The sequence below is a fragment of the Mesorhizobium sp. RCC_202 genome (assembly GCF_041355295.1).
Lineage (GTDB): Bacteria > Pseudomonadota > Alphaproteobacteria > Rhizobiales > Rhizobiaceae > Mesorhizobium.
This window is the reverse complement of record NZ_JBFUPO010000001.1, coordinates 112,847-127,016: the sequence shown is the minus strand read 5'-3', so window position 1 is coordinate 127,016 and position 14,170 is coordinate 112,847. Positions and strand designations below refer to the sequence as shown.

At 63.3% G+C, this 14,170-nt stretch carries 13 protein-coding genes; 12 read left to right on the top strand and 1 reads right to left on the bottom strand.

Translation table 11 applies throughout. From position 1 onward, the window contains the following. Positions 1-234: 234 nt before the first annotated feature. A complete protein-coding gene (locus AB6802_RS00585; protein WP_371008050.1) occupies positions 235-1,512 on the top strand; it encodes a 4-aminobutyrate--2-oxoglutarate transaminase in 1,278 nt (425 codons plus the stop codon). On the opposite strand, the gene AB6802_RS00580 is transcribed toward AB6802_RS00585, so the two are convergent. After that, positions 1,509-2,762, bottom strand: coding sequence for an NAD(P)/FAD-dependent oxidoreductase (locus AB6802_RS00580; RefSeq protein WP_371008049.1), 1,254 nt, complete (start codon positions 2,760-2,762; stop codon positions 1,509-1,511). The genes AB6802_RS00585 and AB6802_RS00580 overlap by 4 nt on opposite strands. 436 nt (positions 2,763-3,198) lie before the next feature. Here AB6802_RS00580 and AB6802_RS00575 point away from each other — a divergent pair, with 436 nt between their 5' ends. The 11 genes from AB6802_RS00575 (at position 3,199) to AB6802_RS00525 (ending at position 14,168) form a co-directional block, all read left to right on the top strand. After that, positions 3,199-4,488 (top strand): imelysin family protein, encoded by a 1,290-nt coding sequence (locus AB6802_RS00575; protein WP_371008048.1) that lies wholly within the window; start codon positions 3,199-3,201, stop codon positions 4,486-4,488. A 113-nt stretch (positions 4,489-4,601) separates the two neighbouring features. Beyond that, complete coding sequence (locus AB6802_RS00570; RefSeq protein ID WP_371008047.1) at positions 4,602-4,913, top strand: bacterioferritin-associated ferredoxin; 312 nt, start codon at positions 4,602-4,604, stop codon at positions 4,911-4,913. Further along, positions 4,879-5,364, top strand: coding sequence for a bacterioferritin (gene bfr / locus AB6802_RS00565; RefSeq protein WP_371008046.1), 486 nt, complete (start codon positions 4,879-4,881; stop codon positions 5,362-5,364). The genes AB6802_RS00570 and bfr overlap by 35 nt, the downstream gene beginning before the upstream one ends. Positions 5,365-5,376: 12 nt before the next feature. Further along, on the top strand, positions 5,377-6,972 hold the full coding sequence (locus tag AB6802_RS00560; RefSeq protein ID WP_371008045.1) for a di-heme oxidoredictase family protein: 1,596 nt from the start codon (positions 5,377-5,379) through the stop codon (positions 6,970-6,972). Continuing rightward, positions 6,972-8,051: an imelysin family protein gene (locus AB6802_RS00555; protein ID WP_371008044.1), complete on the top strand. Its 1,080-nt coding sequence runs from the start codon at positions 6,972-6,974 to the stop codon at positions 8,049-8,051. Before AB6802_RS00560 ends, AB6802_RS00555 begins: the two co-directional genes overlap by 1 nt. A 3-nt stretch (positions 8,052-8,054) precedes the next feature. After that, positions 8,055-9,170, top strand: a complete 1,116-nt coding sequence (locus tag AB6802_RS00550; protein ID WP_371008043.1) for a DUF1513 domain-containing protein — start codon at positions 8,055-8,057, stop codon at positions 9,168-9,170. Positions 9,171-9,498: 328 nt separating this feature from the next. Continuing rightward, positions 9,499-10,191, top strand: a complete 693-nt coding sequence (tsaB, locus tag AB6802_RS00545) for a tRNA (adenosine(37)-N6)-threonylcarbamoyltransferase complex dimerization subunit type 1 TsaB (protein WP_371008042.1) — start codon at positions 9,499-9,501, stop codon at positions 10,189-10,191. Continuing rightward, positions 10,191-10,685, top strand: a complete 495-nt coding sequence (gene rimI / locus AB6802_RS00540; RefSeq protein ID WP_371008041.1) for a ribosomal protein S18-alanine N-acetyltransferase — start codon at positions 10,191-10,193, stop codon at positions 10,683-10,685. Before tsaB ends, rimI begins: the two co-directional genes overlap by 1 nt. A 27-nt stretch (positions 10,686-10,712) precedes the next feature. Beyond that, positions 10,713-11,513: a lysophospholipid acyltransferase family protein gene (locus tag AB6802_RS00535; protein ID WP_371008040.1), complete on the top strand. Its 801-nt coding sequence runs from the start codon at positions 10,713-10,715 to the stop codon at positions 11,511-11,513. A 116-nt stretch (positions 11,514-11,629) separates the two neighbouring features. Then, positions 11,630-13,039: a tRNA (N6-isopentenyl adenosine(37)-C2)-methylthiotransferase MiaB gene (gene miaB / locus AB6802_RS00530; RefSeq protein ID WP_371008039.1), complete on the top strand. Its 1,410-nt coding sequence runs from the start codon at positions 11,630-11,632 to the stop codon at positions 13,037-13,039. Between the two features lie 136 nt (positions 13,040-13,175). Continuing rightward, on the top strand, positions 13,176-14,168 hold the full coding sequence (locus AB6802_RS00525) for a PhoH family protein (protein ID WP_371008759.1): 993 nt from the start codon (positions 13,176-13,178) through the stop codon (positions 14,166-14,168). Positions 14,169-14,170 lie beyond the last annotated feature (2 nt).

Below are 14,170 nucleotides of genomic sequence, written 5' to 3'. Positions count from 1 at the left end.
TCCCCTCGGTCCGTAGGGGCCGCTCCTGACGGCGGCGGATAAGGGAGAGGATAATCGATCGCCCGGAAAAGAAAACTGTTTCCGCGGCATCCGTCGGCGGCCTGGTTAAGATCGGAAGAGCACCTCGGGCAGGCCCAATCGACCGGGCCATGGTGCCGACTTGAGGAAAACGTGAAATAAGGCCAGAAGGAATTCGATCAAAGGGAGCGGGCTTTTGGCCCGATGAGGGACGAGATGAAGAATTCAGCGATTTCCGAGCGCAAGAACCAGTCGATTTCGCGCGGCGTCGGCATGACGACGCAGATCTATGCCGATCGCGCCGAAAATTCGGAAATCTGGGACGTCGAGGGCCGCCGCTACATCGACTTTTCGTCGGGCATTGCGGTCGTCAACACCGGCCATCGCCACCCCAAGGTAATCGAGGCGGTCAAGGCGCAGCTCGATCGCTTCACCCACACCTGCCATCAGGTCGTGCCCTATGAAAGCTATGTGCATCTCGCCGAACGGCTGAACGGCATGCTGCCCGGCAAATTCGACAAGAAAACCGTCTTCGTCACCACCGGCGCCGAAGCGGTCGAGAACGCTATCAAGATTGCCCGCAACGCCACTGGACGCCAGGCCGTCATCGCCTTTTCCGGCGGCTTCCACGGCCGCACCTTCATGGGCATGGCGCTGACCGGCAAGGTCGTGCCTTACAAGGTCGGCTTCGGCGCCATGCCGGGCGATGTCTTCCACGCGCCGTTCCCGGTCGCGCTGCATGGCGTTTCGGTGGCGGACTCGCTAGCCGCGCTCGACAAGCTGTTCAAGGCCGACGTCGATCCGAACCGCGTCGCCGCGATCATTCTCGAGCCGGTCCAGGGCGAGGGCGGCTTCTACGAGGCGCCGCGCGATTTCATGGCGGCGCTGCGCAAGATCTGCGACCAGCACGGCATCCTGCTCATCGCCGACGAGGTGCAGACCGGCTTTGCCCGCACCGGCAAGATGTTCGCGATGGACCACCATGACGTCGCGCCCGATCTCACCACCATGGCCAAGAGCCTCGCCGGCGGCTTCCCGCTGTCGGCCGTCACCGGTCGCGCCGAGATCATGGATGCGCCTGGCCCCGGCGGTCTCGGCGGCACCTATGGCGGCAGCCCGATCGGCGTCGCCGCGGCGCATGCCGTGCTCGACGTCATCGACGAGGAAAAGCTCTGCGACCGCGCCAATGCGCTCGGCGCCAGGCTGAAGCAGCGCCTCGACTCGTTCCGCGACGACGTGCCGGAGATCGTCGATATCCGCGGCCCGGGCTTCATGAACGCCGTCGAGTTCAACGACGTGAAGAAGGCCCTGCCTTCGGCCGAATTCGCCAACGCGGTCAGGCTGAAGGCGCTCGACAAGGGCCTGATCCTGCTTACCTGCGGCGTTTACGGCAACGTCATCCGCTTCCTGGCGCCGATCACCATCCAGGACGGCGTCATGACCGAGGCGTTGGATATTCTGGAGACCTCGATCCGCGACGCGAGGGCGGCTTAACCTGCGGCTCTTGCCGGTTCGCCTTGACTGAACGCGGCAAATGCCGCCTTCAGCCCCTCGGGACCCGTGGCCACCATCTGCGGCGTCGGCGAAAAACCGGCGCCGAGCATCTTGCGGCCGAGCATGTGGTCGGCCGGGCGGTTGACGGATTCGATGCCGAGCAGCCGGTTGCCGGCATAGTGGTAGATCGAGAATTTGTTGTCGGCGAGGTCACCGAGAACGACATGGTGATCGCCGCCCTGCGTCAGGCCGACCATCTGCAGCTTCATGTCGCCGATGTCCGACCAGAACCACGGCACGGCGGAGAAAGGTTCGGCATGGCCACCGATGGTGCGCGCGGCAAGCCTTGCCTGGTCGGTGGCGTTCTGCACCGATTCCAGTCGCACGTCGCCGCCGGTGAACCAATGCCGGTAGGACGCCGCGTCGCCGATGGCGAGGATTTCCGCTATCGAACTCTGCATATGCTGATCGACGCGGATGCCGTTGGCGATCGCTAAGCCCGCGCCTTGCGCCAGTTCGACATTGGGCACGACGCCGATGCCGATGATCACCATCTGCGCCGGCAGGCGTTCGCCGGTCGACATGATCGCCGCCGAGACACGGCCGTTTTCGCCTTCGAGGCGGGCAACAGTTGTTTCGGTCAGGATGCGCACGCCGATCGCCTCCAGGCGCTGGCGCACATGGCTCGCGATCACCGGCGCCACGGCGCGGCCGAGCAGTCTGTCCACGGCTTCGACGACGGTGACATTGCGGGCGGCGGCGCGCAATGTCGCCGCGATCTCGAGGCCGATGAAGCCGCCGCCGAGGATCACGACATCCTCGGTTTTAGCGCTAAGCTCACGGATCAGGCGTGCGTCGGCGATAGAGCGTAGCGAGACCACGCCGGCGAGCTCTGCTCCATCGAGCTTGAGCACGCGCGGCCGTGAACCTGTGGCCAGGATCAGCCGGTCGAAGGCAAGTGGGCTGCCGCCCGCGACATCCAACCGGCCTGCTCGGGCGTCGATGCTGTCGATGCGCGTGCCTGGCCGGAAATCGATGCTGCTGCCCGTATAGAAGGCCTCGCCGCGCAAGGGCTGCGGCTTGGCCGCGGCGTCCTTGATGAAGGTCTTGGACAGCGGCGGCTTGTGATAGGGCAGTTCCTGCTCATCGCCGATCAGGATGACCGGACCGTCATAGCCCTCTTCGCGCAGGCTCGCGGCTGCCTGCACGCCGGCATGGCCCGCACCGACAATCACAATCCCGTTCGTCATCGCAATCCTTTTTGTTTTTAGAAATTTAGGCTCTTGCGCCAGGCGGCGATTGTCTGCCGCCGTCGCAGGAGTGGGCGTCGCCGTCGCACCCAGAACGGCTCTCTGTCAATTGCGCCACCGGTTGAATTCCTTAGGCGGGCTTGAGGTCTTAAAGTTGATAATCGTAGTTTAGAATAATTCTAAACTATTGTTTCAATTGAATTTTCTCTGCCGCGCCAGTTGACTTCTAGCCGCTCCATCGTTTTATGAAGGCCTGCGCGCAAAAGCGCATTCCTTTGATGTCGGGGCCTTGAACCCTTTCGATTGGAGGCTACCGGTGACTTTTTATCGCGAACCGCGCATCGGCGCGGCCCACATTTTATCGGGCATGCTTATGCCTCGGCGCGGGTGGACGCGTGCGGCTTTTGTTGAATTTCCAAGGAACCGGAGAAAGATAATGACGGCACGTATTGGCAGCAGGCTGGCGGCGATCTGCGCCACGGCTGCATTGACCGCAGCGGTGTTCGTGCTGCCCGCCAAAGCCGAAACCGACGCGAAGGCGGTGATCAAGACTTATTCGGACATCGCGCTGTCCAAATACGAGGATTCGCTGACCACCGCCCAGGCGCTAGACAAGGCTGTCGACGGGTTCCTCGCCAAGCCTTCCGCCGACACGCTGAACGCCGCTCGCGACGCCTGGAAGGCGGCGCGCATCCCTTACCAGCAGACCGAGGTCTACCGGTTCGGCAACAAGATCGTCGATGACTGGGAAGGCAAGGTGAACTCCTGGCCGCTGGACGAAGGCCTGATCGACTATGTCGCCAAAAGTTACGGCACCGAGTCGGACGAGAACGCGCTCTATACGGCCAATGTCATCGCCAACAAGGAAATCGAGATCAACGGCAAGAAGGTCGATGCCTCGAAGCTGACGCCCGAATTCCTGTCCGGCAAGCTGCAGGAAGCCGGCGGCGTCGAAGCCAACGTCGCGACCGGCTATCACGCTATCGAATTCCTGCTCTGGGGCCAGGACCTGCACGGCACCGGACCTGGCGCCGGCGAGCGTCCCTTCACCGACTACGACCTCAAGAACTGCACCAACGGCAATTGCGACCGCCGCGCGGAATATCTGAAATCGGCGAGCGACCTTCTGGTGTCCGACCTGCAGGAGATGGTCAACAACTGGAAGGTAGATGGCGCCGCGCGCAAGACGCTCATCGACGGTGACACCAATGCGGCTATCTCCACCATCTTCACCGGCATGGGTTCGCTGTCCTATGGCGAGCTGGCGGGCGAGCGCATGAAGCTCGGTCTGCTGCTGCACGATCCGGAAGAGGAGCATGATTGCTTCTCCGACAACACCTATATCTCCCATCTCTATGATGCCGTCGGCATCCGCGACACCTACCATGCCAGTTACAAGCGGCTCGACGGCTCCGTGGTTTCGGGCCCGTCGGTGTCCGACATGGTGAAGGTTGCCGATCCGGCGATCGACAAGGAACTGTCCGGCAAGCTCGACATCACCGTCGCCAAGATGGAAGCCATCCAGAAGCGTGCGCTCGGCGGCGAGGCTTACGACCAGCAGATCGCCGAGGGCAATGTCGAAGGCAACGCCACTGTGCAGGCGGCGATCGACGCGCTGGTCGACCAGACCAAGTCGATCGAACGCGCCGTCGGCTCGTTGAAGCTGAATGCCATCGCCTTCGAAGGCTCAGACAGCCTCGACGCACCCGATAAGGTTTTCAAATAGGTCTTCGGGGCGGCATGATCCCAAAAAATGGAAGCCGATTTTTGGACAAGATCATGCCCGACTAGGAACAAGCCAAACGGCGCCGGGGCGGCGCCGTCAGCCAGAGCAAACAAATGCTGATCTGCCATTGCAACATCATCACCGAGAAGGAGATAGAGCAGGCCATCATTGGCTTGCTGGACGAGGACCCCTGGCAGCTTATCGTGCCGGCGAAGGTCTATCATGCGATGCGCAAGCGCGGCCGCTGTTGCGGGTGCTTCCCAAATGTGGTGGAAACGATCATTCGGGTCACCGAGAATTACCACACCCGCTCAGAGGTGGGCGGCGTGGACATCGTTTCACACCTGGACCGCGTAAGAGGCTTGCGCATCCAATACGGGAGCAGAACCCATGAAAGGCGAACCGCAGATCATCGAGCGGCTTAACGAGGCTCTCTTCCTGGAGCTTGGAGCCGTCAATCAGTACTGGGTCCACTATCGTCTGCTCGAGGACTGGGGCTACACCAAGCTGGCCAAAAAGGAGCGCGCCGAATCGATCGAGGAAATGCATCACGCCGACCGGCTGATTGCTCGCATCATCTTCCTCGAAGGCCACCCGAACCTGCAATCGGTCGCGCCGCTGCGCATCGGCCAGAACGTCAAGGAAGTGCTCGAATCCGATCTGGCCGGCGAATATGACGCACGCACCGCCTACAAGCGCTCGCGCGAGATTTGCCACGACACCGGAGACTATGTGTCGATGAAGCTGTTCGAGGATCTGCTGTCGGACGAAGAGGGTCACATCGACTTCCTCGAGACGCAACTCGACCTGCTTGCCTCGATCGGCGAGGAAAAGTACGGCCAGCTCAACGCCGACTCGGCCAACGAGGCGGAGTAAGGACATGTGGGAATGCGGCGCACCGTAGATTTTTCGCGCCGCCCGCGGGCCGCAGCCAGCGGCCTGCCACCCTTGAAGGACCCGCGATACCAAACCCATCGCGGGGCTTCGTTTCTGCTGGCGATCGTGCTTTCCACATCCGCTTTGGCTGGCGAACCGGCCGATCTGCCCACCAGCCGAACCGACTTGTCGCCGAAAGACCAGGCGAGGGTGCTGGCCGTCACCCGGCCGACCACCGACTTTTCCAAACCCGAGCCCTTCGAACGCATGCAGGGCGGCGCCGGTACCTCGCGCAAGGATGTCAACCGCGACGCCTTCTCGCAATCCTCCGCCAACATCACTTTCGAGGAAGAGGGCACCTTCAAGCTCGGCAATGCGCTTTTCCGCAAGAATTGGGTGTCATCGCCGTCCTCGACGCAGGCCTCCGATGGCCTCGGCCCGCTGTTCAACGAGCGCGCCTGCCAGAACTGCCATCTGAAGGATGGCCGCGGCCGTCCGCCGGAAGGCGCGGGCTCAACCTCGATGTTGCTCAGGCTCGCACGCGACGCCGGCAGCGCTGAAGAAGAAGCAGCACTTGCCGACCACAAGGTGCTGAACTTCCCCGATCCGGTTTACGGCACGCAATTGCAGGAGCTGGCGGTTCCCGGCCTCAAGGGCGAAGGCCGCATGCGCATCGACTATTCCGAAGTAAAGGTGACACTCGCCGATGGCACCATTGTCTCGTTGAGCAAGCCAAGTTATGCGGTCGAAAATCCGGGCTACGGCCCGCTCGATCCGCGCACAACGCTGTCGCCGCGCCTGACGCCGCCGATGATCGGGCTTGGCCTGATCGAGCAGATCGCTCCGGCCGATATCCTCGCCCATGCCGATCCGGACGACCACGATGGCGACGGTATCTCGGGCCGGCTCAACATCGTGCGTGATGAGCTGAGCGGCCAGATAACTCTTGGCCGCTTCGGCTGGAAGGCGCAGACCGCCTCGATCCGCCAGCAGGCCGCCGACGCCTTTGCCGGCGACATCGGCATCTCGACGCCTGAAATGCCGAAGCATTGGGGTGATTGCACGGAGGCTGAGAAAGATTGCCTTGGCTTGCCCAATGGCGTTCAGAAGCGCCTCGGCATCGCGGAGGCGCCGCCGCCGGTGATGGACCTCGTCACCTTCTATTCGCAGAACCTGGCGGTGCCGGCGCGCCGCGATCTCGATAGGCCCGACGTGCTCGCCGGCAAGAAGCAATTCTACGAGATGGGCTGTATTGCCTGCCATACGCCGAAATTCGTCACCATGCGCGGCACGCCCAACAAGGCGCAGGCCTTCCAGTTGATCTGGCCTTATTCCGATTTTCTTCTGCATGACATGGGCGAAGGCTTGGCCGACGGACAGCGCGTCGGCGAAGCCAGCGGCAGCGAATGGCGCACGCCGCCGCTGTGGGGCATCGGTCTCACGGCGACCGTCAACGGCAACAGTTTCTACCTGCATGACGGGCGCGCCCGCAGCCTTGGCGAGGCAATCTTGTGGCATGGCGGCGAGGCCCGGAAGGCGCGCGACCGCTTTGCCGGCGCGGCCGTTGCCGATCGTGATGCGCTGATCAAATTCCTGGAGTCGCTCTGATGTCGAAACGCCTGGCCGCTGCGCTCGCTCCTGCGCTTCTTCTCACCGCCGCCTTACCGGCATCGGCCGCCGTCAAGGCCTCCGATGTCATCGAGCGCGCGATCGACGGTTTCGTCCGCCCGGCCTATGCCAGCCTCGACCAGCATGCCGAAAGCCTGACCAAGGCGATGCACCAGCTTTGCGAAGCGCCGTCCGAGCAAAATCTCGAAGCGGCGCGTTCTGAGTTTTCCGGCACGGTCGAGGCCTGGTCGGTGGCCGAGGTCATCGGCTTTGGCCCGGTCAAGGAAAACAACCGGCTGGAGCGCATGCTCTATTGGCCCGACCGCAAAAGCATTGGCCTCAGACAGGTGCAGGCGACGCTGGCCGCGAAGGACCCGACATCGACCGATCCGGCGCAACTGGCGGGCAAGAGCGTCGCTATGCAGGGACTGGGCGCGCTCGAATATGTGCTCTACGGCGACGGCGCCGAAACGCTTGCCAAAAAGGACGACGCATATCGCTGTTCTTATGGCTCGGCGGTGGCCGGCAACATCAAGACGATCGCTGGCGAGGTGCGCGATGCCTGGCAAAAGCCCGACGGCTTTGCTTCGCTGTGGGCCGATCCGGGACCGAAAAACCCGCTCTATCGCGACGGCACCGAAGCGGTGACGGAACTGGTCGGCGTCTTCATCAACGAACTGGACATGATCCGTGACGTGCGGCTCAAGGGGTTTCTCGGCGCCAAGCCCGATGCAGACAAGCCGAAACAGGCGATCTATTGGCGCTCGCAGAATACGGCCGCTTCGCTGGCCGGAAATCTATCCGGTATCGACCGCCTCTTCCAGGCTTCCAAGCTTGGCGATGCGCTGCCCGCCGACGCGCAATGGATGGCGCAATCCATCCACATCCAGCTCACCAATGGCGTGGCGACGGCAAAATCGGTCACTGGACCCATCGACAAGGCGCTCGCCGATCCGGCCTTGCGCGACAAGCTCGAGCATTTCGCGCTGATCACCTCCAGCCTTTCGACCTTGATCGGCACCAGGATGACGGCCGAGTTCGGCCTGACCGCCGGTTTTTCCTCGTTGGACGGGGATTGAGCGATGACTTGGTCGGGCACCGTACTCATCGACCGCCGCGATTTCCTGCGTGCGGCCGGCGTCACCTTCGCCGCCGCTCTGGCGCCACGCGCCTGGGCGGACACGCTGGCAGCGGACGCCGTCTTCGCCACGGCGTTCGTCAAGCGCGACGGCAGTTTTGGCGCCGCCGTGCTGTCCGAGGCGGGCAAGATCCTGCACACGGTCGATCTGCCGGAGCGCGGCCACGATGTCACTTTCGATCCGGTGTCGAAGCGCTCGGTCGTCTTTGCCCGCCAGCCTGGAACCTTCGCCGTCGTTTTCGACCATGCCGGCCGCGAGCCGCCTCTGACGATCCCCAGCATCGCCGGCCGGCACTTCTTCGGCCATGGCGTGTTCTCGCCCGATGGCGCCCTGCTCTATGCGACGGAGAACGACTTCGACAACGCCGCCGGCGTCGTCGGCATCTATGACGCGCGCGCGAAATTCAACCGCATCGGCGAGTTTCCGACCCACGGCATGGGCCCGCATGAACTCTTGCTGCTCAGCGATGGCCGGACTTTAGCGATTGCCAATGGCGGCATCGAGACCCATCCCGATTTCGGCCGCGCCGAGCTCAACATCGCGACCATGAAGCCGTCCTATACGCTGGTCGACCGCATCACCGGCGACCTGATCGAAAAGCACGAATTGCCGCCGTCGCTGCACCAGCTGTCGATCCGCCATATGGACACCGACAAGGCAGGCACCGTCTGGTTCGGCTGCCAGTATAGGGGACCGGCAACCGACCGTCCGGCGCTGATCGGGCGGGCGGTTCGCGGCAAGGACCTTGAACTTTTGGAGATGCCGCAAGACGTGCTCTCCAGCTTCCGCAACTATATCGGCTCCGTCGCCGCCAATCCCGGCACCGGCACCGTCGCCGTCACCTCGCCGGAGGGAAACGCGCTGGCGGTGATCGATACGGCCAGCGGCCGGGTCGTCACGACCAGATCGCTCGTCGAAGTCTGCGGCCTCGCGCCCGATGACGCCGGATTCATGGCGACGACCGGGGCCGGTGAGATCATCGGCGGCGCCGGCGCGACCCGTTCCGAGCCCGATTACGTCTGGGACAACCACATGCTGCGCATCTCGGCCACGGCCTGACGGCCCGCCGAAGCAATTCCAGGAAAAGTATGAGGCGGTTTTCCGTTCGGGATTGCGTCAAACAAAAAAAGCAATTCCAGGAAAAAGTGTGAAGCGGTTTTCCGTCCGGGATTGCGTCAAACAAAAAAGCAATTCCAGGAAAAGTGTGAAGCGGTTTTCCGTCCGGGATTGCGTCAAAACAAAGAGTCCTGGTGTTGCGCGGAAGCCAAGCCGTTTAACTTTCTCGACCGTGGCCCTTGCGGCGGCAGGCCTTGGCGGGCAGAGGGAATATCGTTCGATCCTGTTCGTTGACCGGCTAAAATGAAGCTGCCTGTATGAAGCTCCTCGTATGAAACTGCTTGCCATCGACTGTGCCGCCAGTCTCTGTGCCGCCTGCGTCTATGACGCGGCTGCGGGCAATGAGCTTGGCCGGCAGGTGCTGGACCTTGGCAAGGGCCATGCCGAGCATCTGATGGCTGTCATCGAGGCTGCCCTTAAAGCCAGTGGGATAGGCTATCGCGACCTGAACGCCATTGCCGTGTCGATCGGGCCGGGTTCCTTCACGGGCTTGCGCGTCGGCGTCTCGGCGGCGCGTGGGCTGGCGCTGGCGCTGAAAATCCCCGCCATCGGCGTGACGACGCTGGAGGCACTGGCGGCCGAGGCTGCCGCGATTTTCGCCGGCCGCGCCGTGCTGGCCGCGCTCGATGCCGGCCGCGAGGAAATCCACGCAGCGCTCTATGACGAAGCGTTAGCTTTAGCTTACGGACCTGCCGTGACCAACCTTGTTGAGACGACTGCCATGGCTGAGCGCGCCGACGCGGTGCTGGCCGGCACCGCCGCGCCGTTGATCGCAACGGCGGCGGGACATGTCCTGGACACCGGACCGGTCACTTCCACCGCCGACATTGCGACCTACGCCAGACTGGCTGCCGCCAAAGGACCGGGCGAGAAGCCGAAGCCGCTCTATCTGCGTGGCGCCGACGCCAAGCCGCAGGCCGGGTTCATTTTGCCAAGACAGGACCCAAAGGGAAAACAGCCCTGATGCGCATACCGTTCTTTCAACCGCGCCGCAGGGACTACGCGCTTGAGCCGCTGACGGTTGGCGACAGTGCCGCCGTCTCGGTGCTGCACCGCGAGGATTTCGTGCGGCCCTGGACCGATGGCGAGTTCGCGTCATTGCTCGGGCAGGACACCGTGTTCGGCTACGCGGCACGTGAGACCGGGCAAGGGGCGAAGCCTCCGGTCGGCTTCGTGCTGGCGCGGCTCGCGGCCGGCGAGGGCGAGATCCTGACTGTCGCGGTTGCCCGCGCGCATCGCCGTCAAGGCCTTGGCTGGCAGTTGATGGACGCGGTGCTGCGCGAATTGCACGCGCAGCGCGCCGACGCGCTTTTCCTCGAAGTCGACGAGACCAATGCGCCGGCCATCGCGCTTTATCGCCGGCTGGGTTTCCGCCAGGTCGGCCAACGGCCCAACTACTATCGCTCGACCGAGCACGGCCCGACCGGCGCGCTTGTCATGCGCCGCGATCTTCGCTAGCTCAACGGGCTGGCAGGGCCGGAGCGAATGATCAAGAAATTGCGGATTTTCCTGGCGCTCGGCTACGTTGTCGTTTGCTCGCTGGTGCTGGTGCCCCTGCAGATATTGTCGATGAAGACCGGGCTGTGGCCCGAAACGGTCATCCTGAAAATCTGGCACCGCATGATCCTGAGGGCGCTCGGCATTCGCGTCCACGTCAAAGGCGCGCTGGCCCGCGAACGCCCGTTGCTGGTTGCGGCCAACCACATTTCCTGGACCGACATCATGGTGCTCGGCTCTTTTGCCGACGTGAAGTTCATCGCCAGGGCCGACATGGAAGGCTGGCCGCTGATCGGCATGCTGTCCAAATTGCAGCGCACAGTCTTCATCGAACGCGAGCGCAAGCGAACCTCCGGCGACCAGGCGAGCGAGATCGGCGGGCGCATGGCCAAGGGCGATACGATGGTGCTGTTTCCCGAGGGCTCCACCAGCGACGGCAATCTGGTGCTGCCGTTCAAGAGCACCTTGTTTGGCGCGGCCTCGATGGCAATTTCGGAAGGCGCGACGGACACGGTCTTCATCCAGCCGGTGGCGATCGCCTATACGCGCCTGCACGGTGTGCCGATGGGTCGTCGCCATCGGCCGATTTCCGCATGGATCGGCGATCAGGATCTGATGCCGCATCTAAAAGTGCTGCTTGCCGAAGGCGCGCTCGACGCCGAAGTGCATTTCGGCGATCCAGTGGCTTTCTCCAAGGGTTCGAACCGCAAGGAAACCGCGCGGTTGATGGAAGGCAAAGTACGCGAAATGATGCAGGCGGCCCTGGCGAACCCGGCTCCAAGCCGGTAAACCCTGCATAGCGCCCAAACTGCATGGGGTCGGGACAATGACTGAATCCCCGCAGTCGTCGTGCTTTGGGTAGAATCGTCTGTTTTTTGTCACGGAAAGGCGTTAGAAGCCGCCCGATGGAATTGAACGCGATTGAAAGCCACGACATCGGCATTGCGGCCGAGCATTCGGCCAGTATTGTCCCGGCGACGAAAAAGATCTTCGTCAAGACCTATGGCTGCCAGATGAATGTCTACGATTCCCAGCGCATGACCGATGCGCTGGCCGCCGACGGCTATGTCGCCACCGACGTGATCGACGATGCAGATCTGGTGCTGCTCAACACCTGCCATATTCGAGAAAAGGCGGCCGAAAAAGTTTATTCCGAGCTCGGCCGCATCCGCGACATGAAAGCCGAGCGTGCCAGCGCCGGCCGCGAGCTCTTGATCGGCGTCGCCGGTTGCGTGGCGCAGGCCGAGGGTGCCGAGATCATCCGCCGCGCGCCGGCCGTCGATCTCGTCATCGGTCCGCAGACCTATCACCGCCTGCCCGACGTGCTGGCAAGGGTGCGCGGCGGCGAGAAGATCGTCGAGACCGAATACGCCATCGAGGACAAGTTCGAGCATCTGCCGCAGCCCAAGCGCGCCGAACTGGCCAAACGCGGCGTCACCGCCTTCCTCACTGTGCAGGAAGGCTGCGACAAGTTCTGCACCTTCTGCGTCGTGCCTTACACGCGTGGCTCCGAAGTGTCGCGGCCGGTGGCGCAGATCGTCGCCGAGGCCGAGCGCCTGGCCGAGGCCGGCGTGCGCGAGGTGACGCTGCTCGGCCAGAACGTCAACGCTTGGCATGGCGTCGGCGAAAACGGCGTGGAATGGGGCCTTGGCCGCCTGCTGTTCCGGCTGGCGGAAATTCCTGGACTGGCGCGGCTGCGTTACACCACCAGCCATCCGCGCGACATGGACGATGAGTTGATCGCCGCGCACCGGGACCTGCCGGCGTTGATGCCTTATCTGCATTTGCCGGTGCAATCCGGTTCAGACCGCATCCTGAAGACGATGAACCGCCGGCATACGGCGCGCGACTACCTGGCGCTCATCGACCGCATCCGCGCTGCCCGCGCCGACATCGCCATCTCCGGCGACTTCATCGTCGGCTTCCCGGGCGAGACGGATGAAGATTTCGAGGCGACGATGGAACTGGTGCGCGAGGTCAACTACGCCTCGGCCTTCTCGTTCAAATATTCGCCGCGCCCTGGCACGCCGGGCGCCGAAATGAGCGACCACGTGTCCGAGGCGGTCAAGGATGAGCGTCTGCAGCGGCTGCAGGCCCTGCTTTTGAAGCAGCAGCAGGATTTCGGCCTGAGCCTGGTCGGCAAGACCATCGGCACGCTGATCGAGAAGCCGGGCCGCCAGGCTGGCCAGAAAGTCGGCCGCTCTCCGTGGCTGCAACCGGTTATTGTTGACGACAAGGCCGGTGGAATCGGTGACATTATCGACGTACGAATCACAAGGACGGGCTACAACAGCCTGTTCGCCGAGTTGGTCTGATGCATGTCGCTCAAAAGTGCCCGCGGTTTTGGGACAACGACATGCATAGCCACAAGCCTCGGCAGATGAGGAGAGACGGTTGAGCGCTGCTGAACTGAAGAATCCGCCCCAGAACCAGGCGTCCGGGGCTTCCGACATGGCGCACATCGTACTGACCTTCGACAACAACAAGCTTGCCAGCGCCCTTTACGGTCAGTTCGATGAGAACCTCGCCCGGCTCGAGCAGAAGCTCGGTGTCGACATCCGCTCGCGCGGCAACCAGTTGACCATCAAGGGGTCGGCTTCGGCCGCGGAGCAGGCGCGGCGCGCGCTGGATAGTCTCTACGGCATCCTGCAGAAGGGCGTCGACATCGCTCAGTCCGACGTCGACGGCGCCGTGCGCATGGCGGTCGCCGCCGACGACCAGCTGACGCTGCCGACGCTGGAGCGCAAAGGCAAGGTTTCCGCCGCCCAGATCGCCACGCGCAAGAAGACGATCTACGCCCGCTCGCTCAACCAGGACGCCTATATGCGGGCGCTGGAGCGCTCGGAACTGGTGTTCGGCATTGGTCCGGCCGGCACCGGCAAGACCTATCTGGCGGTGGCGCATGCGGCGATGCTGCTCGAGCGCGGCATGGTCGAGCGCATCGTCTTGTCGCGCCCGGCGGTGGAAGCCGGCGAGCGGCTGGGCTTCCTGCCCGGCGACATGAAAGAGAAGGTCGATCCCTATCTGCGGCCGCTCTACGACGCGCTTTACGACATGATGCCGGCCGACAAGGTCGAGCGCGCCATTGCCGCCGAAGTCATTGAAATCGCCCCGCTTGCCTTCATGCGCGGTCGCACGCTGGCGCACGCCGCCGTCATCCTCGACGAAGCGCAGAACACCACGCCGATGCAGATGAAGATGTTCTTGACCCGCCTCGGCGAGAACTCGCGCATGATCGTCACCGGCGATCCGACCCAGATCGACTTGCCCCCGAGCACCAAATCCGGCCTGGTCGAAGCCTTGCGCGTCCTCGACGGCGTGGCCGGCGCGGTAACCGTGCGCTTCAACGATGTCGACGTCGTCCGCCATCCGCTGGTGGCGGAAATCGTCAGGGCCTATGACCGCGACACCAAGCTGGCCAGAGGCCTGGGCGCGGAAAGCTGACA

Coding starts and splice junctions, on each gene's coding strand:
- AB6802_RS00575 (WP_371008048.1), top strand. CDS start 3,199: ATGACGGCACGTATTGGCAGCAGGCTGGCGGCGATCTGCGCCACGGCT.
- AB6802_RS00580 (WP_371008049.1), bottom strand. CDS start 2,762: ATGACGAACGGGATTGTGATTGTCGGTGCGGGCCATGCCGGCGTGCAG.
- AB6802_RS00570 (WP_371008047.1), top strand. CDS start 4,602: ATGCTGATCTGCCATTGCAACATCATCACCGAGAAGGAGATAGAGCAG.
- AB6802_RS00585 (WP_371008050.1), top strand. CDS start 235: ATGAAGAATTCAGCGATTTCCGAGCGCAAGAACCAGTCGATTTCGCGC.
- AB6802_RS00535 (WP_371008040.1), top strand. CDS start 10,713: ATGATCAAGAAATTGCGGATTTTCCTGGCGCTCGGCTACGTTGTCGTT.
- tsaB (WP_371008042.1), top strand. CDS start 9,499: ATGAAACTGCTTGCCATCGACTGTGCCGCCAGTCTCTGTGCCGCCTGC.
- bfr (WP_371008046.1), top strand. CDS start 4,879: ATGAAAGGCGAACCGCAGATCATCGAGCGGCTTAACGAGGCTCTCTTC.
- AB6802_RS00525 (WP_371008759.1), top strand. CDS start 13,176: ATGGCGCACATCGTACTGACCTTCGACAACAACAAGCTTGCCAGCGCC.
- miaB (WP_371008039.1), top strand. CDS start 11,630: ATGGAATTGAACGCGATTGAAAGCCACGACATCGGCATTGCGGCCGAG.
- rimI (WP_371008041.1), top strand. CDS start 10,191: ATGCGCATACCGTTCTTTCAACCGCGCCGCAGGGACTACGCGCTTGAG.
- AB6802_RS00560 (WP_371008045.1), top strand. CDS start 5,377: ATGCGGCGCACCGTAGATTTTTCGCGCCGCCCGCGGGCCGCAGCCAGC.
- AB6802_RS00550 (WP_371008043.1), top strand. CDS start 8,055: ATGACTTGGTCGGGCACCGTACTCATCGACCGCCGCGATTTCCTGCGT.
- AB6802_RS00555 (WP_371008044.1), top strand. CDS start 6,972: ATGTCGAAACGCCTGGCCGCTGCGCTCGCTCCTGCGCTTCTTCTCACC.